The organism is Rhodococcus sp. OAS809 (assembly GCF_040546695.1).
GTDB classification, from domain to species: Bacteria; Actinomycetota; Actinomycetes; order Mycobacteriales; family Mycobacteriaceae; genus Rhodococcus_F; species Rhodococcus_F qingshengii.
Map to the genome: position 1 here is coordinate 100853 of NZ_JBEPOI010000001.1, position 19782 is coordinate 120634.

The window sequence follows — 19782 nt, forward strand, 5'->3', positions numbered from 1 at the left end:
CACCTCGTCCGCCCCTCGCGGTTCCACGTGGCAGGCACGCAATCCGCATCGACAGAATGCTTTCACCGACCGTCCGGAACCATGTTCCCCGTACCTCGACGACGTCCAGACTGTCTGAAACGCTGAACGCTGTACACCACGCCGGAGAACTATCACGAGAGGTCGCCGATCATATGAACAGTTCCTTGCTATGGGGATGAACCACGACGATGCACGCGCGTTGTGCGAAGCGGTTGCCTACCGGCTCGCGCATGCCGATCCCGATCTCTCGTCTCGAGTTCGGGCGGAGTTGCCTTCCTACACGAAGCTTCCAGATGCCGAGCACCGGCGGACCGTGCAAGATCTCACGCGTCAGCTTCTCGAAGGGATGGCTGCCGGTGTCGGGCCGTCCGGTGAAGCCCTCCAGTTCACCCGCCGGGCAGCACGCCGCAGAGCACAACTGGGTGTATCGGCATACGACGTACTGAAGGCTTTTCACATCGTCAGCCGCGAACTCTGGAACGCCCTGCAATCGGCCCCCGAAGCCACGGACTCGGTGCTTATTGCCCTCGTCGAACCGATGGGTCGTTGGACCGAGGCAATGACCGCCTCGGTGGTCGACGCGTTCGTCGACGAATCACCCACCACCCATGCCCAAGAGGCGGAAGTCCGACGCCGCTTCTTCGGTGAACTCGGCGATCGAACCCGCGGCGAGTACGTGGCAGAAACCGCTCGGGCATTGGCCTTCGACATCCATGGTCAGTTTCAAGCCATCTGTTCACCGCGCTCGTTCTGGCCCGATGCGGAAGTGGAGAGCCTGCAGCGCGCAACACGCAGACTCCCGGGGGTCGTGCAATGCGGAGTGCGCGCTTCCGGAATGTACGTGCTGGTCCAAGACAGCGATGTGGACGCAGTAGTCAGATCGGCGCACGGAATCAGTGGGACCGAGGTGCCCATCGGGATCGGCCTTCGTCGTGAGGGACTCCACGGAGCGCATTGGAGCATCGTGGACGCCGAGCGAACGCTGCGTGTCGCCGAGATGCGCGGCGCGCAGTCGGCGCTCTTTTTCGACACCTGGCTGGAATCGACCTTGCTCGACAGTGAGCCACGCTTGGCGCTGCTCTTCGACACAGTGCAAAAAGTCAGGCACGAACATCCCGACCTCGTCGCCGCGGTTTTCGCCTTCGCAGAATTCGGATTCTCGCAAGCCCAAGCAGCGAAAGAACTTCACCTGCACCCGAATTCGATTGCTTACCGACTGAACAGGTGGAAAGAGCTCACCGGTGCTGATCCTCGAACCTTCTCCGGTCTCGCCAGGTCGATCATCGGATGCCGAATCGAAGGGATTCGTGAGTAGACATACTCGGATGATTCGACCGTCTTTGCTGAATTGAGCCTTGCCGAGCGAATCGTCGGAGCGCGCTCACCTTGATAGTCGATGATCAAAATCGAACTCTGGATGCAGAATCTCGTCACCGACGCCATCGCACCCGTGCTCGTCGGAACGGCCACTGCTGTTGGGCGGCAGTTCAATCCACTGAAATGACTGTGGCCCGCCGAAAGTGATTTCCCCTTCGGCGGGCCACAGCTCTTCACTCCGAAGACGCATGTGTTCTTACACTGGCTCTGAACGTCCTAGAATCGAATTCGGCGAAGCCGGAACCATCAACGAGCCATCGATGCCCCTTTCGAGCGCGACCCGTTCCCTCACGATGTACACCGACATGCTCGGGTCTGCTTGGTAGTCCTGAAAATTCGGGTGATCGTCGAACAGTCGGGCCATCTCCGGGTTGCTGAACAGTTGGTTGACTGCGTCCTCGTCGGTGAAATACAACTCCAGCATGGTGTGGAATTCGGGATCGCGCTCTTCCGGTTCGGGAGAGTTCTCGCGATGCACCGAATGTGCCACGACGCTGTTCTGTGTGTACTTCAGGAACCCTGGAATTCTGTGTGTACTTCAGGAACCCTGGAATCTCGGAGAGCAGACTCAATGCCATCGGCGTGTGTCGCTGGAAGTAGTGGTCGTCCGACATCTGGGCGCCGAGCTCTGGGTTGTGCCGCCACATCGAGACAAGTTTGATCACTGGCGTCCTTTCCTCATGCAGAATCGGTCCGCGGGAGCGTGCTCCGGACCGAGAGTTCACTCTGCCCAGACCTGACTACGAATGCTCGACGAATGCGAAGACACGTGCGGGGCCGGCGGTGCCTCCGACAATGGGAAGCGGCGCCACCACGATCGTGGCGCCCTTCGCTGGGAGCCGGTCGACATTGCGAAGTGAGGTCAGTCCGTACTTGTCGGAGCCGAGTAGGTAGTAGTGCCCAGGGCCGAATTCGCCTGGATCTGCGCTCTCGTCAGGAAGCTCCAGTTCCGAATCATCGCCCGAACTGACGCTGTCGATGCCCACTGCTTCAACTCCGTAACCACTGACCGCGGGATTCTCGGCGAGCCATTTTGCACCATCGAGCGAAAGACCGGGCCAGCCATTAGGATTCAAGAAACGGTGCGGGTCATCACCATAAGCGCTCCACCCCGAACGGAAAATGACCCACGACCCTGGCTCGATCGATCCATTCTCCTCCTCCCACTCGACGAAATGCTTGGCCTCGAGCAAAAAGGTCGGATTCGCCAGTACCTCTTCGGTTTTGTCGATGACAGCTACAGGTCCTACCAGCCGTGCCGGGGGAATTTCGTTGACGGACAATCCATCCCGTCCACTGATCCAGTGACGGGGGGCGTCCACGTGAGTTCCGACATGCTCGCCCAACGTGATATCGCTCCACGCCCAGCCTGGTCCGTTCTCGTCGAAGTTGCTTACCTGATTCATCGAGAATCCGGCGGTCGGCGCGAACGGAGGTGGGACAGGCACGGTTGGAGTGCCTGCGTGGAGGGGGGTGGTGAGGTCGACGATTTCGATTGCGCCAGTGCTGATACTTTTCACGAAGGATGACAACGCGGTCACAGAATGTTTCCTTTCGGCGGGTCGGTGCAAGAGCCGACGCGATGAGCTTGGAGTCGATAGGCGGAAGTGTTATCAACCTGCAGTGGTGAGGCCGAGGTACGCGTGAGCCTCGACCTCGATCTTCATATGCGGCGCCATGAAGCCGGCCACATATCCCGATCCGATGAATCCGCGAGCGGGCATACGTTCTTTCAATATCTCGTTCAAAGGGCCGAACAGATCGCGATCACTGAGCGTGACACGGATCTCGTAAATATCGGCAAGAGTCCCGCCCTGAGAGACCAGTACCTTCTCGATGTTGTCGAAGGTAGTCTCAGCCTGCTCTCGAAAGCTCTCAGGCAAGATGCGCTCCTCTACTGTGCCAGCGAGATTGGTGAGCGCCGATGTCCCCGAGATGTGCAGAAAGTCGCCGATTCGAACCGCTCGATCAAAATGGCCGGCAGGCTCGGCCAAACTCGGCGGATTCACCGCAACCACCGCCCCGTTTTTCGTATCTGTGTTCCCCACTGGTGTTCCTCTCCAGATCCTCGTTCGATCAGCTCTCGGATATGACGAGCAAACCGACCGACGAATTCACCGGCGTCCGGTTCCGGGGTGCCGGCCGTAAACGTTCACGTGCAACTCGATCTCTATTCGAATGCCGTCGTCGGTTCGATTCGCCGAGACTTAAGGTTCATTCATCGGGCCGGTTGACGTCTAGTGAAAAACCCCAGACTCTTCCCCCTGCGATTTGTGGAATAACCAGAGGGACCGCGACCCCGGTGTGGAGCGCAGGCTCAACGGTGCCGCATCCCTACCGCGGAGGACCACTTGAGCTGGTGGGAACCACTTGAGCTCCTGGCCGACACCGGCAATTCAGCGCGTTGCTGATCTCCTCCGCTGGCGCAGACCGATTTTGTCCTGTCTGTCCCAGCGAGCCGTGATCGTAGCCACGTCGACCAAGAGCAATGCGTGTGCGCTCGTATGCACATATGAGCGGCACTACGTGTCCGCACTCGACGAGACAAGAGCAACCTGAGGGTTTTGAAACCTACTGATAGGAAACATTATTCATATCGAACCGAAATTGGGGACATGTTTGCCTGCCCAAGCCTCGGGTTCGTCGGCACTTGCGCTCAGACATACCGAGAGATGCATACTGGATCGAACAGTTCCCTTGCATGCAGCCTTCTCGGAGACCCGCGTGCGTCGGGCGCGCTCCCACAAGGCTGCATGATCGCATAAGCACTTGAGGGGAGTGATGACCAATAGCGTCTTCCCTGAACCGACCGCACCACTCGCGTCACGGACAGCCCGCGGGATTCAAGAAGATGGAACTGACGATGCGCTCGATGGGTCTCCCGCAATTTTAAAGGTTCCACCGTCTCGAAATCGTTGGCACCCCGATCAGAGCCGGATTTCATGCTCGCCGAATTCATGACCGCGATGCCGAAAGCTGAGCTTCATGTTCATCTCGAGGGCGCCATCGAAGTTGCGGACATGTTCAGGTACGCGCAGCGCAATGAGGTCAATCTGACGTGGGGTACCGAGAACGAACTTTGTGCCGCATACACCTACAAGAACCTCGGCGACTTCCTCGCTCTGTTCTGGCAGGGATGCCGGGTGTTGACAACGAGAGAAGACTCTTACGACCTCACGCTCGCGTACTTACGGCGCGCTCACGCTCAAGGTGTCGTGTGCGCCGAAATATTATACGCACCACAGAATTTCCTTCCCAGAGGTATCACGGTCGACCACAGATCGGTGGCAATTTAGACGCTCTTGCCCACGCGCGCGAAGATCTGGGAATCGACGCAGAAATTCTGGTACTCGTGCAACGTCGCCGTAGCGAGGCGGAGGGCCTCGAACTGCTCGACCTCATCCGCCCTCACTGCGATTCGGTCCATGGGATCTCGCTCGGCGGACCCGAGACGAACAACCCGCCAGCGAAGTTCGCGCGCGTCTACGCCAGAGCACGCGATGAGGGGTATCGCCTCACCGCCCACGCCGGCGAAGAGGCACCTGCCACCTACATCGCCGACGACATAAACAAGTGCAAGGTCGAACGAATAGACCACGGATACACTGCGTTCCAAGGCCCCCTTCTCGTGACCCGACGCGTCGATGAAGGGATACCTCTGACGATGTGCCCGCTGTCCAATCAGCGTCTTCGAATCTCCGACGACCTGAGCACTTACCCGCTCGCCCACCACCTCCAAGCAGGAGTAAGCGTCAGCGTCAACTCCGACGACCCATCCTATTTCAGCGGGTACGTCAACGAGAACTTCGAAGCACTCGTCACGCATCTGGGCATCGGAAAGGCCGAGCTATTGCAACTGGCCCGCAACAGCTTCACTGGCTCGTTCGCCTCCTCGTCACAAATCGGCGTGGGCCGCGCTGCGGTCGGCAAGTTCGAACAGTTCTGGAACAACTGACCAGATGCTCGCGAGCTCCAGCCAGAGGGATCGTCAACTGACCTGCACGATGCAGTCATCCGCACAAGCTGTTGCTGTGCGACTGTCTAGGCCGTTCGAGTGGTAACGGGGCGTGTTGAAGGGGCCGCAAATACGGGAGACATGCCATCCATGAGTTCTTCGAGATGTCGACGTGACCACCCGCACAGTGAGTACACCGTTCTCAGCAGATCGCGGCCGGCGGCGGAGAGACTGTATTCCACGCGAGGGTTAACAGTCCGGTGTCGCTCGACCAATCCCTCGCGTTCCAAAGAACGCAACGTCTGTGTGAGCATCTTGTGGCTGACTCCGTCGAGTGCGCGACGCAAGGCTGTGAATCTGAGGCAATCGTCGCCACAGGCTTCCAGAACCGGGAGGGTCCATTTGTTTGTCAGGGTTTCGAACACCGCACGAGCGGCAGCGCGAGCCTGCTGCTCGCGGTCGTCGATCTCCAGGTCTGGGTTCTCACTTGAAAGTGCGTAATTCTGCGCCATCGAATTCCTTCCTATGGTCGAGCTATGACAATCTTGAAGACCTACGCCCGACTCTTCGTCGAAGATACCGAGAGTGCGTTACCTCTTTACGAATCTCTGGTCGGCCGCCCCGCGGACCTCCGGTTTCAGTTCGAAAAAGCAGATATCGCGGCTGTTGGCGACTTTCTGATCATTGGAGGGCCTGCAGTGGATACTGCAAAGTACCGAGGGACGCTCGGGCCTGTGATTGTGGACGACCTGGATGTCCTGGTTGCCGAGTTGGTGCGGTCTGGTGTTTCCACCAGCCCCTCAGCAGAGGGCAATGTTCTGCGGTTGATCAACCGCTTCGTCTCAGCGAGCGCAGGCTTGTCGAACGACGCGATGCGCCTGGCAAAGTTGTCAACGTAGTCGTCGAGCTCGGCGTCGGGGTAGGCTCGGTTCACCCCGCCGTACTTTCTCCGCAGTTGCTGCGTCGAAGTCGTCACTGCCGAGGACGATTTCGAGTGCCCGTGCCCGTGCCCGTCCGACGAGCAGAGGCAGATGCTGGATTCCACCACCTCCTGGGAAGACACCTGCCCCGACCTTCGATCTGCTCGAAGGTCGCCCGCTTGAGACTGGCGAATCGCATGTCATATGCCAGGGCGATCTCAGATCCGCCGCCCCGAGTCCCCCGGATGGAGGCGATGGTGACCACCGGGGAGGCGGCCCAGCCGTATCGTGGTGTCGATGAACGTCGGCGGAAAAGTCGGACCGGGCACCAAGGGGAAATCGGCCACCTTGGAGACGTCGAAATGATTGATGAAGAAGTCTGGGTCAGCACTGTCGAATACAACGACCTGCAATGTTTCGTTGGACTCGATGAGATCGACGACTCGCCGGAGCTCGAGGAGTGTGTCCGGGTCGCACAGGTTCACGGGCGGATTGCTGGACGTCACCTTCCAGTATCCCGTTGCTACCTCGGTGATCGTGAACTGGGTCAAGGATTCGGTCATTCGAAGATTCCTCCATTCTCGGGGGCGCTACGCACCCCGGAGCGGAGTACAACGCAGCGCACGCGACCATCTCCAATCAGGAGGATGCACATCATCCTGATGGTCAATCGATGCCAGTGCCGCGTCGCCTAGGCTCTATCCAGTCCTGGACGTGACGCCAGATGCGGCTGCGCTCGAACTCAGAGACTCAACTTGGACGTGGAGAATCGACATCGAATCGGACCCCTTGCACGTCTCGGCTTAAGCAAAACGGCTACGGTAGGATTCTCAAATGGTCACTGCTACACAGATAGTCGCGATGGCATTGGCTTGCGTCGTATTGATCGCGGTGCCCGGCCCGAGTGTGATGTTCGTTGTCGGGCGTGCCTTGACTCATGGGCGTTCGAGCGCTCTAGCGAGCGTTGCCGGCAACGCTGTCGGGTGCTACATGGTGGGCGCCGTTATCGCGCTCGGATTCGGCACCGTACTCGAACGGTCCGAAATCGTGTTTAACACAATCAAATGGGTCGGCATCGCATATCTGTTCTGGCTCGGAATTCACGCACTCCGTTATGCCCGTTTTTCGGCAGAGCCGAGCACGGAACTGGCTCGCACAGAGTCGATTTCGGGATCCGCTCGCGCTGGCATAGTAGTGGGACTGACGAACCCGAAAAGCTTCGTCCTCTTCACGGCAATCGTTCCGCAGTTCATCGATCCGGAGGCGGGAAACGTTCCCCTACAGATTCTTCTCCTAGGCGTCGTTCCCCTGTTCATCGGCTTGGCCACCGACACATCGTGGGCCCTACTGGCAGGTCGCGCCAGGACTTGGTTAACGAAGTCGCCTAGCTCGATAGTCACCTTTGGACGTATCGGCGGTCTCTCGATCATCGGGGTTGGTGTCTCGGTCGCAATGTCGGGGGACGGACCCTAATTCTTGTCATACCAAACCCAACCGGCGTGAGAATTGGGCCACTGTTCTCCACTGCCTAAGCAGGACCTCTGTTCTACCGAACATCACCCAAAATCGCTTTGCTCAACGTTCTCACCGAAAATAGCGTGACCTCACCTCCTACTGCGGCCGTACGGGCGGCGGAGCCGGAGGGACTCTTGGTCGCTGCTCAACCAGCTGATTTTCAGTACTCTGTGGATGCAGTCGCTTATCCCATACGGTCAGGGCCGTCGTCAAAACCGTTCGCGACGTCGCGAAATTGAAGCGGACGGACCCCTCCCCCCTGAGCCGAAGATTTGACCCGAGTTGAGCGCAACCCGCGCGCAATCATGGAAAAGCTTTGCGGGTCCATCGATGTCAGTTGCCACGGCAAATGTTTCGCTGTCGGTGACACGCTCTACACCCAGACGTATGCAATCAAGCCAGGCGAGGTAAGTCCCTTCCGGTGGAATCCAGGAAACGTGCGGAAGATGATCCCGATTCAGTTCACCGAGCAGCGTGCGGTTAGCGTCGAGACCGGCCCGGAGGGCGTCAAGCCACGCAGCCCCCTGCTGAAACGCGGCCGTGTGGGAAATGCCCCCGAGATGGATGGGCGCGTAGTCGATTTCCGCAGGAACTCTGCGCAGATCATCGGCGGCGTCAGGCCCTGCGATAGCAATCGCAGCCTTGAGCCCAGCAAGGTTCCACCCCTTGGACGCTGAGGTGAACGCGTTCGTGTTTCTCCGAATTCGTTACCGTGAGATAAGGGATGAACGTCGCACCGGCAAGCACCAGCGGTCCGTGGATCTCGTCGGAGAGCCCACGGATGCCGGCGTCTCGTGCTACTCGCGCGAGCGACTCCAACTCGGACCGGGTGCGCACGGTGCCCGTGGGGTTGTGAGGGTTGCACAGTAGGACGACGCACCGACGACCTGATGCCTGCACTCGTGCGATAGCGTCGCCGATGGATTCGATATTCAGTCGTCCGGGGGGGGTGAGCGGTGCCTCGGCGATGATGCGATCCGCATGCGAAATGTATGAGAAGAACGGTGCATGGACCGGTGTGGTGACGATGACTGTGTTACCAGGTTCGGTGCTGACGCGAAGTATCTCGATGATCCCGGTCATCACGTCGGGCAGCACCCGGGTGTCCGAGATCGGGAAATCGGGCCAGTCCCATCGTGTTGAGGCGAAACCTGCAACGGCCTCGGCATACCCGTGCCTCAATGCGTACCCCGTGTCCCCGATAGCGACGGCTGATGCAGGGCGTTCGCCACCGCAGGTGCCAACGGTACGTTCATCTCCGCGACCCACGGTGGAAGTAAGTCCCAACTGTGAGGGCTCCACTTCTGGCTCGTACGACGCCGCAACTGATCCAAGGACAGCTGCTCTAAGGAGTTTGGGTCTTCGTTTTGCATTTAGTTGCTCCAGGTAGCGAACCTTGCGAACGACGATCGACGAGACACCACGGGGTTGGAGGAGTTCAATTCGCATTTGCCGATCGACTGTCTTCGGAGCTGATTTGACGGCATGCGAACTGCGCATCCGCCCCTAGTCTGGTGAGCTTGCCGACCAAGTCGTCCACAGCTGGCTTGAGCCTGTCATTCGTGATCGGGTCGAGTGCGTCCAAGATGAACAAAGCCGATGTAGTGTCGCCGCGGAGCTGTGTGCGTTGTGCCTGACGCCAATTCCAACGCGGAAGGTCACACCGATGTCATCGAGCCAGATGCCGCCGAGAACTGACTTCCGTCCCGCACGAGCCAGCCAGACTCGGCGAGTCGATCGACAATCGGTGCGGAATCCCGATCCAGCGGAACCCAGACATTGAGTCCGTCGAAAGTGTCAGGAACCTCGATATCATGTTCTGACAGTGCAGATTTCAGAAGGGTTCGGCGTCGCTCGTAGACAGCGCGAGCATCGGCGAGGCCGTCGAACACCTTCGGATCACTGAGCAGTTCAGCACTCAAGCGCTGCTGCAGGTGACTGACCCAGTTGGCGCCCGACCGGAGATGAGTGCTCAGCCGAATACCGGTGTCGAGGTCCGAGGCGACCACTGCCACGCGCAGATCGGGCCCGAGAAATTTCGACACGGAACGAACAAGCGCCCACCGCGTCGTGCTCATCGGAGCGAGCCGACAATACCGATTGCTGGACACGGCAGAGAAGTGATCGTCCTCGATTACCAGAACGTGAGGGAACTCGGCCAGGATGCTTCCGAGAATCGCCGCTCGGTCGGCGCTCATGCTGACCCCGGTGGGGTTGTGCGCACGAGGGGTGCAAATAATCGCGCGCACACCACTTTCGAGAGCACGCAGCAGCCCTTGCGGGGTAATACCCGAAGCGTCGATGTCCATCGGTACCGCTCGGAAGCTGTTGGCTTTGAGCGTTCCGATGCTCGCCAGGAAGCACGGATCCTCGATCGCGACAGCGTCACCTCGGGTCAGTGCCACCGGGCACTGCGTGTGACCGCTTCCACCATCACCTCCGACAACGCAACCCACTTCGCCGCCACTCTCGCCCGCATCGTGAGAACCTAAATGTCTCGCCACCTTGGTGCGCGACCCTGCATCGAGACACTCTGTCCTGAGTAATCCCGGCAAACACGGTAAAAATTTGTGAGATTAAGCCGCGCAGCGACGCGAGTGGGAGAGAATCTGCCTGCCGTCACAGCATCGGAGAATTGTCGGACGCGCTGAACTCGGGTGCGTAGCCCATCTGGGCGAAGAAATGGAGAAACGCGGCGATCAGTGACGCGATCAGGCCCCTGAGGCGTGGGCTCAGATTTGCAGTATGACCACGGCGACACCTACGCACCCGACCTCGTCGGCCTGGATCGCCCGGTATTCCTCGAAGTAGCGTCAACTGTTCCAGTCAAGAACTTGGACGACGGGAGAAAAACAATTCGACATGCACCATTTCGACTTGGCCTTTGCGATCTGAGAAGTAGACTTCAAGCAGATATTCTTCGAGTTACTTGAGGCTTTTGCAGCATACATAAAGACCGTTAATTGGAGCATTAGCAAGCAGTTTTTTACATAAAACTTGACCCTGCTGTAAACAGTCCGCTGTTTGACGCCGAGGCTACCGCGGATCATCAACACGTAAATCCGCGTCGACTGGTTTTGCTGCGAGATCACGACCGATAGCACTTCTTCGTAGTTTATTACGAGCCAATGGCAAGTAAACCAATGTCGCTACCGCAATTCCTACAATCCACGAAATGTCCGCGCCTCCAAATTTCTCCACTGCCGGCCCGGTATATAAGCCTGTATTGACGAATGGCACTTGAGCGAACAATGCTACGACATAAGCAAGGATCGCCGGCCAGCTCACCAAGCCATAGATGCCATTCACTTTGAAGAGCTCTTTAATATCGTAATGACCTCGGCGAACAAAATAGTAATCGGCCAAATTTATGGCGGTCCAAGGAACCAGTAAAGTCAACAGGAATAGAGTAATATTAAGTACAGTATGCTGGATTTGTCCATCCGCCAAGACCACTGCAAAAGCAATCACCGTGCTGGCCAAAAGGATGAAAACAGCCCGAACTCGCGGAGCTGCACGATTGTGCCCTTTCGCTGACACTGCACTGAGCGCGGTCAGAAACATGCCATAAGTTCCGAATGCACCTGCAGGGACCGTTCCGACAAGTAGCGCAATCAGAATTACCCAGCTGACACCGGGTACTTGGTCACTCAACATTCCGATAGCATCTCCGGCCACTTGCGCCGAACTGATCGTTGCTGCGACCGCCCCCAAGACCATCACCCAAGTTGCGCCCAGCACAGCACCCGCATACGTCCAGATGAAGGTCTGACTCGAAGGAGTGTCTTCTGGCAAATATCTGGAGTAGTCGGAAACATAGGGCGCCCACGTCAACTGCCAGGCGACATAGATTGCTATTGCCAGTAAAACTGTTCCTAAACCCGCATCCGGGGATGCCACTGGAAGTTCACCAGGCAGGTTTCGAAACAAAGCGACAGTTAAAATGGCAAATAGTCCCACGCTGACAAACGTGACAGTCCGCGCAGCTATATGAATTAACTTATATCCCACAATCGCCACGAATGCTGGAATAAAGGTGACGATCAATGCAGCTACAGGAAGAGGTACTGCAAACTTTTCGACAATAGCACGAGAGCTTACGACACCACCCTCCACTGCAAATCCCATGTACATGCAGATTACCAGCACAGCAGGCAGCGCAGCGCCGACGAAACCGAATTGTGCTCGGCTCTGAATCATTTGAGGGACACCCATGCGAGGACCCTGGACTGAGTGATAAGCCATGAACAAGGCGCCTACCATATTGCCGACTATGATTGCGAGGATCGCCAAAAATAGATTCAACCCCAACAAGACAGCCAACGCGCCATTGACGAACCCAGTGATCTGCATATTGCTGGAGAACCAGACGAAAAACAAATCTCGCGGTTTGCCGTGCCTTTCCGACAATGGAATGTGATCTATAGAGTGACGCTCAAGACGAACTTCACCTTTGTTTTCCTTCATCCTTTCACACCACTAACTGGAGCGACCGCCTGTGCAATTGCACCGAGGGCCGGCTCATGGTCTGGGCGGTGGTCTACGGGACTGTCACATGACGAGAATTTTGCAATGACCACATTGTTCTTTGGGTCCAGCCAGAGGTACTGGCCATAGATACCGACAGCATAGAAGCTGGATCGGTCAGCCGGCACCCACCATTGGTTTCGATAGGTACCGGGAGCCCCGAGATTACCGTTAGGGAAGTCCCCGCCGCCACGCGTTTGGTCAATCCACGAGAGCGGAACGACCGTATCGTCGGCGTATCGTCCACCTCCGAGGAGCAACAAACCAAAGCGAGCTAGGTCTCGGAGTCGCATCCCCATTCCAGCACACGCGTAAGGGTCCCCGTGTGCGTCGACAGTGATGTATGCGTTGGCCTCCGCCCCTAGCCGTGACCAGATGCGAGTCTCGAGAAGCTGGCTGTATTTCTCCCCGGCCGCTCGCTCAAGAACCCACGCGAGGACATCCGTTGTTCCGGAACAGTATTGGAACTGTGCACCGTGTCGTCCATTGCCTTCAAGATTCGTCAAGAATTCACGGGTTCCGCGAGCGTCACCGACAAGCCTTGGCCTCCATCCCGCTGCCCGATCTGCAGCGTTAACTTCGCTGCGGGTATCGAGGTAGGTCATGTCGTACTTCGGCGCAGCCGACATATCAAGAAGGTGGCGTACTGAGGCACTTCCGAACGACGTGCCCTTCAGTTCAGGAACGATGGTCGAAACAACGTCGGCAACGCTTAGCACGCCCTCGCTGACCAGGATGCCCGCAAGCATTCCACAGAAGGATTTAGAAATGGACATCACGATATGTCGCGAGTTTGCCGCACTTGCGCCGCGATACTCCTCATGGAGGATCTTTTCTCCTTGAAGAACAATAATTGAATCGGTTCGTGTCAAGTCGAGGAATTCAGCGGCACCGACAAGGGCACCTTCTTCACTCGGCACTTGCAGCGATGCCCACCAGTCCTGATCATTGACTGTTTGCAGCGAGCGCTCGTCTCCATCACCTTTTGCTATCTCGGCGCATGGAATCAGATTATCAACCCGGTTGAGGCCATGGCGATGGTACGGGGGAGTTGCCCATGTTGCAGAGTCCGCTTCAAGTGGGGCGCTGTAAGAGGTCATAGAGGAAGTGTGGCTGCTGTCACAGCACGCTGTCCAAGACCGATTCTCTGCCTTCAGCCATACCTTTGCGGCATAATCAGGGAGTGGATCTTCGACATCTACGGTACTTCCTCGCAGTCGCTGAATTGGGGACCGTCACGGCCGCTGCCGCGAGCCTCCACATCGCGCAGCCTGCCATCTCGCGACAACTGCAGACGCTGGAGCGAACCCTCGGAATTTCTCTCTTCGATCGCCATGGCCCGAAGTTGTCTTTGACGGCAGCGGGGCGAGTGATGGTAGATGTCGCAGCTGATATCGTGAGCCGCGCCGACCAGGCTGGGATGCTGGCTCGCCATATCGCCACCGGTGAGCTGCCTCGAGTGAACGCGGTAGCGTCTAGTACTACGATCGAGTATGTGCTTGCCCCGTTTGTCGCGGGATTAAATGCTGGCGACACGTTTGTCAGCGTCGATGAGGTTCCGCCTCAAACTGTTCACACTGCCGTCCGCACTGCCTATGACCTGGGTGTCGCAGCTACTCCCCCTCCTGTCGACGTTCTTGCGTGGCGTCAACTGACCGAAGTTCCATTGCGTGCCTATGTCAGCCCTGGCCATAAGTTGTCTGACCGATCATCAGTGAACATCCAAGAACTGATCGACGAGCCCTTAATATTGCCCTCTCCCCACGATCCGACCCGTCAAGTATTTGACCGAGCGCTCGTTGCGGGTGACTTGATCCTTAGACCACAGGAAGTCGTCTCATCTCCTTCAATGCGCCTCGCTCTTGCGGCAACAGGACGCGGAATTGCGATTGCGACAGATCTGGTTCGATTTGGAGCTCATCCTGTCTTTGTCAAAGACCTCCATGGATCACCGATCCGTCTTGCGATCCATGCCTGTTGGGATCCACGCCACTATGCGGCCGGTGCGCTCAGCGACCTGGCCGACCAGCTTGCGCTCTTTGCCGAGACAAAGGTTCGATCCGACGCTGAACGTGGCTAAGAATTGACCCTTTTTGAAAGGATCCGGTTATTGCTCGTCGAGTCCCCGGGGCGGGCTGATCGACGAGAATCTCCGTGTATGTCGCACACGCGACAGTGTGGGTGCGTCAATTCCCTCCCAAGGAATCGAAAAACAATTCGTCCTGACATGAGCTTGCACTCCGGATATTCAAAGCAACGCCACCCCTCTTTGTGTGCTGGCGCCGAAGTTCTTCGCGCTGCACGGTCGACGGCGCCGCCGGTGGGGCCGTTTCTCCCCACCCCTGGCGTTCTCAACGCCAGGCTGCACGTCGTCCGCATCCTTGTGCCCAGATGCCCCACCAACACCGCCGCCGACCGGCACACCACGACTACGCGACTACGCGACGGCATTACCGGACGACCAGCACGCACCCTCCCGGTGCCGCACTGACGAGTCAGGAAACGCCACGGCGACGACTCGTCGCCTCTGCCCGCAGTCTCGTGCGCCGCCACTGTACCGCCACAACTTCACCCTGAACCCATTGCGAGCGTCATCGGTAACGCTATCGGTTGTTACATGATCGGCGTGATTATCGCGTTCGGGTTCGGTTCTCTGCTCGAACGGCCCGAAATTCTGCTTCACGCGATCAAGTGGGCCGGCATCGCATACCTACTCTGGCTGGGAGTTCAGGCGATCCGCCATGCCCGCTCCATAGCCGAAACCCCTTCCGAATGGGCCCCTGTGGAGCCTATTTGGCGCGCAGTTCGCACCGGCACATTTGTTGGATTGACTAATCCGAAGAGCTTCGTCTTGTTCACGGCTATCGTTACCAGAAGGGAAATACAACCGCCGCCTACCGCATCTACTCAAGCAGTTGATTATCGATCTGGCCGATGAACGACCCCCGACATCGGAGCAGAGACACCCTCAAGATTACCTAACACTCACCTCACAGTCGTTCAGCGAGAATCTGCCGACACCCGCGCTCACACTCCATATCAGGGGGCTTTCCGAGAACGAACGACCCCAGCGGTGGTGTGTAGCACTGCGAGACCGCGTTCGACGCCGCAAGCGACGCAAGGCGATCAGAGCAGCAGTTTCGTCTTGAGTTCGTGGATCGTGGCAGTGCTCAGTCCGAGCCCGTCGGTGAGGTAGTTCTCGACGGAACCGTAGATGGCCGTTAGCTCATCTACCCCGGCCTGAAGGTAGCTGGCCTCGACACCGAACAGTGGCTCTAACATCAGCGCAACATGCTCACCCTGCGTGGCCGCAATATAGGTCCGGGTCTTGGTCACCCATTCCCTGTTGTATTCGTTGGTGAGCAGGTAATCCTGCATGATCGTGGCATCGTCGACGCCGGCGATGCTCTGCAGCAGCATCGTCGTCCAGTCGGTACGGTCCTTGCCTGCCGTGCAATGGAAAACCTGGCTTCCGTCGGCGTTGGCCATGCCGGTGAGCAATTGCTTGAACCCTGCGCGTTCACCCTCACCCGTAACGAAGGCACGATTGATGTGACGCATCATGTTCCGGGCATCTTCGGCAGTCCTGATGTCATCGACCCTGTCGATGACATTGCCGGACAGGATCGGAATACGGACATACTCGGCGCCTGCAGGCAAGCGATCTGGCTTCTCTGCGACTTCCCCGTCGGTCCGAAGATCGTAGACGGTCGACACATTCAGATTTTCGAGTGCGGCGAGGTCTGCATCGCCCGGCACGATCGCGTCAGCACGGTAGAGGACACCCTTGTTCAGATGGGCTCCGCCGGTGCCAACGTAGCCCGCGCCAGTTCCTGCCACATCACGAAAATTGGGCACGCTCGCCAAACGCGGTGCATCCACTGCAGGAATGTCCACGCTGCCGAACGCGAGGGACCCGGTATCGAATAATTCGGTCACCAGCGGCAGCACAGGAGTCTGTGCTTGCACCAACCCGGCCGAGGCGGCATTCAAGCCCGCCGTCAACAAGCTTGCAGCCAACACTGTCGCGGGGAGGCGATAGCTATAACGAGTCACAATTGATCTTTCTGTTCGATTGGCGAAGAAGAAAATTCTTCTCGAAATAGAATTACACTATTCTCTAGGACAATGTGCGATAAAGAGTAAATCGATCCAGGTCGACATTCTCCGGGCAGCTGCATTGCCTGTTGTCGAGGGTTAGCTGCATGGGGCACGGACGTCGGTGACGCGACCCCGTAGGTAAGCTACGGTTGTCGCCGTCGCCGTGTCGAATGCAGCCCATGATAGTGGTAGTGAACATTCCAGATCTCGACGGCGTACGTCGTTGTTGCTCGCTGCTGTATTCGAGGGAGGAGCAGTTCTTCGGCAATTTTGCGCTTGTAGCGCTCTACTTTCCCATGGTGTTTCGGGCTGTACGGCCGGGTGCGGCAGTGCCGCCACCTCGCAGCGAAGACATTAAATTTGCTGTCCGATAGCGTGGTCCGTTGTCGGCGATCACCCGCGCGCTCCGGGCGATGCCGTATGTGGCGAATAGGACGCGGGCGTTGTTCATGAATCGATGGCGATCACGACAGTTCGTTGTCCGTGGACTCGGTGTACGCCACCGCTATGTTGCCGTCGATCGCGAAGCGCAGGTGCATGTAGCCGATCCACGACTACTTCGCTCGGATCTTGCTGCGCTGGGATCGTTTGGCCTGCTCGGACCCGCGGTGGAGACGCACTAACCGCCGCCTTCTAGGATCTTCCCGACCTTGTTGACATCGGCATGGATCATCTGGCGGGGCCGTTTCGGGACGATAACCTGCGATCCATACATCCCCATTCCGGTCCGGATCAAATTTTTGGTCTGGTACTGTCCCGAGTATCCAACGATGACCAGATGAGGATGAGGACTCGGCATTGATCCAAGAACATGACATGTTCGTACTCAGCGAGGACCAGCAGCGCGGCAGTCCTGCCGACTCATGTGCCGGCAGTCTCCGATTTCATCTTAGCTTAATGTTAGCCGAACGGTGTTCACATCCGTGATATCTAACGACTTTGCACATCCCGGGCATGGCAGAGTGCGATCTGTCGATTGAAAGTACTTGGCCATGCAGTCTTCGAATCGACGACCGGTCCGTTGCAAACAATGAAAGGCGTGAACCTTGTCCCGATTTCGTGTCCACCTAGCCACAACGATCGCCGGGTTACCGGCATACCTTAATTCTGAGACGATCGACCGAATAAAAAAGTCAGAACACACCTCATCTCGGTAACCGAAGCGCAGAAACACCCCAATGTATCCGACAAGAATGTTCTTTACTCCAAGCTCCAAGTGGCTACAGAAGAGGCCCGACGCGCACTGGAATCTGCACAAAGATATAGATACATCGAAATCGAGGGGACCCCATCAGATTGCTTCGGCAAGGCTACGCCTGGTTGGTTAAAGCTGGATGTCGAAGCGACTACCGAAGCAGAAACCGCTCTTGTGACCGAACTTTGCAGTCTGTGCCGCGCGGAGGGCAGTCATCAAGAGGATAGTTCATTGACCGCCGCCTACACGCCTGCGCTGTACCTGCGCACCGGATCGACACGGTTCTTGGTGCCGAATCGATTGGTCACTTCATTTCAGGACATCAGTTCCGAGATACGACCATAGCGACGACGTCGGACTACTTCACTTCCACAATCGACTGAACACGCATCGATACCAGTTGACGGCAAGCATTCAACGGACCAATCGGCACATCACCAACAGGATCAGGAAATTCCATGACCAGCACTGATACTCGTGTCATCGCACACTGGTTGGACGGCAAGTCGTTCGCCGGAACATCCGAGAACACCGCCCCCGTCACCAACCCCGCCACCGGACAGATCACCGGCCGACTCGCCCTGGCGAACCTCGAGGACGCTCGCACCGTCATCGACGCTGCTGCGGCGGCCTTCCCCGCCTGGCGTGACACCTCCCTGGCCCGGCGAACACAGATACTGTTCAGCTTCCGCGAACTCCTCAACGCTCGCAAAGGTGAACTCGCCGAGATCATCACAGCCGAGCACGGCAAGGTTCTCTCCGACGCCCTCGGCGAAATCAGCCGCGGACAAGAAGTAGTCGAATTCGCCTGCGGAATACCGCATCTCCTCAAGGGCGGATACACCGAGAATGCATCGACCAAGGTCGACGTCTACTCCATCCGCCAACCCCTCGGCCCCGTAGGCATCATCTCCCCCTTCAACTTTCCCGCGACGGTCCCGATGTGGTTCTTCCCGGTCGCCATCGCCGCCGGGAACACCGTGATTCTCAAACCCTCGGAGAAGGACCCCACCGCGGCGATCTGGCTCGCCGAACTCTGGGCCGAAGCCGGTCTGCCCCCCGGCGTCTTCAACGTCCTCCAAGGTGACAAGCTCGCCGTCGATGAACTTCTGGAAAACAAAGCAGTCAAAGCGATTTCGTTTGTCGGATCCACCCCCATCGCCCAGTACGTCTATGCCACCGGCACCGCCAACGGCAAACGCGTGCAAGCACTCGGCGGCGCCAAGAACCACGCCATCGTTCTGCCGGACGCCGACCTCGACCTCGCCGCCGACGCAATGGTCAACGCGGGATTCGGCTCCGCGGGCGAACGATGCATGGCGATCTCCGCTCTGGTCGCAGTCGGCGACATCGCCGACGAACTGGTCGCCAAGATCGTCGAGCGGACCACTCCCCTCGTCACCGGTGACGGCACCAAGAACTCCGACATGGGTCCGCTCGTCACCAAGGCCCACCGCGACAAGGTCGCCTCATACGTCGATGCAGGCGAGAAGGACGGCGCCACCATCGTGGTCGACGGACGTACAGTCCAGGCCGATGGTGGACCGGACGGCTTCTGGCTTGGACCCACCCTCATCGACCACGTCACCACCGACATGTCGATCTACACCGACGAAATCTTCGGGCCTGTTCTCTCCGTCGTGCGCGTCGATACCTACGACCAAGCCCTCGAACTGATCAACAACAACCCGTACGGAAACGGCACCGCCATCTTCACCAACGACGGCGGCGCTGCCCGACGCTTCCAGAACGAGGTGGAGGTCGGCATGATCGGCATCAACGTCCCCATCCCGGTTCCCATGGCCTACTACAGCTTCGGCGGCTGGAAGAACAGCCTCTTCGGTGACACCCACGCTCACGGGACAGAAGGTGTTCATTTCTTCACGCGAGGTAAAGCCGTCACCAGTCGCTGGCTCGACCCCAGCCACGGCGGCATCAACCTCGGCTTCCCCGAAAACAGTTAGCCGCAAGACACCTGTGGCCGAGACTCTCGAAGAGGCTCGGCCACAGATGTTTTCGAGGTCTACGCGACCGTGGGGTGGTACGGAACACCGAGACTGACACCAAATGTACTTCCGTCGGGCAACGATTCTCGAATGCTTCGCTCGAAAACATCTCGCCTACTCCGACTTTCACTACCGTTCAGTACAGCTGACGGGCTCGCCCGAACC

The 19782-nt window shown here is 58.0% G+C and carries 18 protein-coding genes and 1 pseudogene; 9 read left to right on the plus strand and 10 right to left on the minus strand.

All coding sequences use genetic code 11. The features are described 5' to 3' along the window. The first annotated feature begins 190 nt into the window (after positions 1 to 190). Complete coding sequence (locus tag ABIE52_RS00470; RefSeq protein WP_192713509.1) at positions 191 to 1336, plus strand: PucR family transcriptional regulator; 1146 nt, start codon at positions 191 to 193, stop codon at positions 1334 to 1336. 258 nt (positions 1337 to 1594) lie between these two features. Here ABIE52_RS00470 and ABIE52_RS00475 read toward each other — a convergent pair whose 3' ends face one another. The 3 genes from ABIE52_RS00475 to ABIE52_RS00485 form a co-directional block, all read right to left on the minus strand. After that, positions 1595 to 1924: an EthD domain-containing protein gene (locus tag ABIE52_RS00475; protein ID WP_354541445.1), complete on the minus strand. Its 330-nt coding sequence runs from the start codon at positions 1922 to 1924 to the stop codon at positions 1595 to 1597. Positions 1925 to 2138: 214 nt separating this feature from the next. Further along, a complete protein-coding gene (locus ABIE52_RS00480; protein WP_354541372.1) occupies positions 2139 to 2939 on the minus strand; it encodes a cyclase family protein in 801 nt (266 codons plus the stop codon). Between the two features lie 72 nt (positions 2940 to 3011). Beyond that, positions 3012 to 3446, minus strand: coding sequence for a RidA family protein (locus ABIE52_RS00485; RefSeq protein ID WP_192713507.1), 435 nt, complete (start codon positions 3444 to 3446; stop codon positions 3012 to 3014). Positions 3447 to 4313: 867 nt separating this feature from the next. Between ABIE52_RS00485 and ABIE52_RS00490 the strand changes: the two genes are divergently transcribed. Together ABIE52_RS00490 and ABIE52_RS00495 are read left to right on the plus strand one after the other, a co-directional pair. Continuing rightward, positions 4314 to 4694, plus strand: coding sequence for a hypothetical protein (locus tag ABIE52_RS00490; RefSeq protein WP_192713506.1), 381 nt, complete (start codon positions 4314 to 4316; stop codon positions 4692 to 4694). A 56-nt stretch (positions 4695 to 4750) separates the two neighbouring features. Beyond that, complete coding sequence (locus ABIE52_RS00495; RefSeq protein WP_354541373.1) at positions 4751 to 5353, plus strand: adenosine deaminase family protein; 603 nt, start codon at positions 4751 to 4753, stop codon at positions 5351 to 5353. Positions 5354 to 5439: 86 nt separating this feature from the next. Here the strand turns inward: ABIE52_RS00495 and ABIE52_RS00500 are convergent, their stop codons facing one another. Further along, positions 5440 to 5865, minus strand: a complete 426-nt coding sequence (locus ABIE52_RS00500; RefSeq protein ID WP_192713504.1) for a winged helix-turn-helix transcriptional regulator — start codon at positions 5863 to 5865, stop codon at positions 5440 to 5442. Between the two features lie 24 nt (positions 5866 to 5889). On the opposite strand from ABIE52_RS00500, the gene ABIE52_RS00505 reads away from it, so the two are divergent. Further along, on the plus strand, positions 5890 to 6252 hold the full coding sequence (locus ABIE52_RS00505) for a VOC family protein (protein WP_354541374.1): 363 nt from the start codon (positions 5890 to 5892) through the stop codon (positions 6250 to 6252). Between the two features lie 239 nt (positions 6253 to 6491). Here the strand turns inward: ABIE52_RS00505 and ABIE52_RS00510 are convergent, their stop codons facing one another. After that, positions 6492 to 6836 carry a hypothetical protein gene (locus ABIE52_RS00510; protein WP_354541375.1) on the minus strand — a complete coding sequence of 115 codons (345 nt, stop codon included), beginning with the start codon at positions 6834 to 6836 and terminating at the stop codon, positions 6492 to 6494. A gap of 271 nt (positions 6837 to 7107) precedes the next feature. On the opposite strand from ABIE52_RS00510, the gene ABIE52_RS00515 reads away from it, so the two are divergent. After that, positions 7108 to 7746 carry a LysE family translocator gene (locus ABIE52_RS00515; RefSeq protein WP_192713503.1) on the plus strand — a complete coding sequence of 213 codons (639 nt, stop codon included), beginning with the start codon at positions 7108 to 7110 and terminating at the stop codon, positions 7744 to 7746. A gap of 138 nt (positions 7747 to 7884) precedes the next feature. On the opposite strand, the pseudogene ABIE52_RS00520 reads toward ABIE52_RS00515, so the two are convergent. The 4 genes and pseudogenes from ABIE52_RS00520 to ABIE52_RS00535 form a co-directional block, all read right to left on the minus strand. Then, positions 7885 to 9161 (minus strand): annotated as a pseudogene (locus ABIE52_RS00520) (MalY/PatB family protein). Positions 9162 to 9446: 285 nt separating this feature from the next. Then, the gene (locus tag ABIE52_RS00525) at positions 9447 to 10292 is read right to left on the minus strand and encodes an aminotransferase class I/II-fold pyridoxal phosphate-dependent enzyme (RefSeq protein WP_192713502.1); all 846 of its coding nucleotides are present in this window, start codon (positions 10290 to 10292) and stop codon (positions 9447 to 9449) included. A gap of 532 nt (positions 10293 to 10824) precedes the next feature. Further along, complete coding sequence (locus ABIE52_RS00530) at positions 10825 to 12255, minus strand: purine-cytosine permease family protein (RefSeq protein WP_192713501.1); 1431 nt, start codon at positions 12253 to 12255, stop codon at positions 10825 to 10827. Then, a complete protein-coding gene (locus tag ABIE52_RS00535; protein ID WP_192713500.1) occupies positions 12252 to 13415 on the minus strand; it encodes a serine hydrolase domain-containing protein in 1164 nt (387 codons plus the stop codon). Before ABIE52_RS00535 ends, ABIE52_RS00530 begins: the two co-directional genes overlap by 4 nt. Positions 13416 to 13498: 83 nt before the next feature. Between ABIE52_RS00535 and ABIE52_RS00540 the strand changes: the two genes are divergently transcribed. Further along, entirely contained in the window at positions 13499 to 14395 is an 897-nt protein-coding gene (locus ABIE52_RS00540) for a LysR family transcriptional regulator (RefSeq protein ID WP_192713499.1), read from the plus strand. Positions 14396 to 14908: 513 nt separating this feature from the next. Next, complete coding sequence (locus tag ABIE52_RS00545) at positions 14909 to 15253, plus strand: LysE family translocator (protein ID WP_354541446.1); 345 nt, start codon at positions 14909 to 14911, stop codon at positions 15251 to 15253. 188 nt (positions 15254 to 15441) lie between these two features. On the opposite strand, the gene ABIE52_RS00550 is transcribed toward ABIE52_RS00545, so the two are convergent. Continuing rightward, positions 15442 to 16338, minus strand: coding sequence for a tyrosine-protein phosphatase (locus ABIE52_RS00550; protein WP_354541376.1), 897 nt, complete (start codon positions 16336 to 16338; stop codon positions 15442 to 15444). A 461-nt stretch (positions 16339 to 16799) separates the two neighbouring features. Here ABIE52_RS00550 and ABIE52_RS00555 point away from each other — a divergent pair, with 461 nt between their 5' ends. Then, entirely contained in the window at positions 16800 to 17039 is a 240-nt protein-coding gene (locus ABIE52_RS00555) for a hypothetical protein (RefSeq protein ID WP_354541377.1), read from the plus strand. A gap of 1030 nt (positions 17040 to 18069) precedes the next feature. Next, entirely contained in the window at positions 18070 to 19575 is a 1506-nt protein-coding gene (locus tag ABIE52_RS00560; protein WP_354541378.1) for a CoA-acylating methylmalonate-semialdehyde dehydrogenase, read from the plus strand. Positions 19576 to 19782: the final 207 nt, after the last annotated feature.

What these genes read in the sequence shown, in the direction of transcription:
- ABIE52_RS00515 (WP_192713503.1), top strand. Translation starts at nt 7,108, where the DNA reads ATGGTCACTGCTACACAGATAGTCGCGATGGCATTGGCTTGCGTCGTA.
- ABIE52_RS00470 (WP_192713509.1), top strand. Translation starts at nt 191, where the DNA reads ATGGGGATGAACCACGACGATGCACGCGCGTTGTGCGAAGCGGTTGCC.
- ABIE52_RS00530 (WP_192713501.1), bottom strand. Translation starts at nt 12,255, where the DNA reads ATGAAGGAAAACAAAGGTGAAGTTCGTCTTGAGCGTCACTCTATAGAT.
- ABIE52_RS00560 (WP_354541378.1), top strand. Translation starts at nt 18,070, where the DNA reads ATGACCAGCACTGATACTCGTGTCATCGCACACTGGTTGGACGGCAAG.
- ABIE52_RS00510 (WP_354541375.1), bottom strand. Translation starts at nt 6,836, where the DNA reads ATGACCGAATCCTTGACCCAGTTCACGATCACCGAGGTAGCAACGGGA.
- ABIE52_RS00505 (WP_354541374.1), top strand. Translation starts at nt 5,890, where the DNA reads ATGACAATCTTGAAGACCTACGCCCGACTCTTCGTCGAAGATACCGAG.
- ABIE52_RS00500 (WP_192713504.1), bottom strand. Translation starts at nt 5,865, where the DNA reads ATGGCGCAGAATTACGCACTTTCAAGTGAGAACCCAGACCTGGAGATC.
- ABIE52_RS00535 (WP_192713500.1), bottom strand. Translation starts at nt 13,415, where the DNA reads ATGACCTCTTACAGCGCCCCACTTGAAGCGGACTCTGCAACATGGGCA.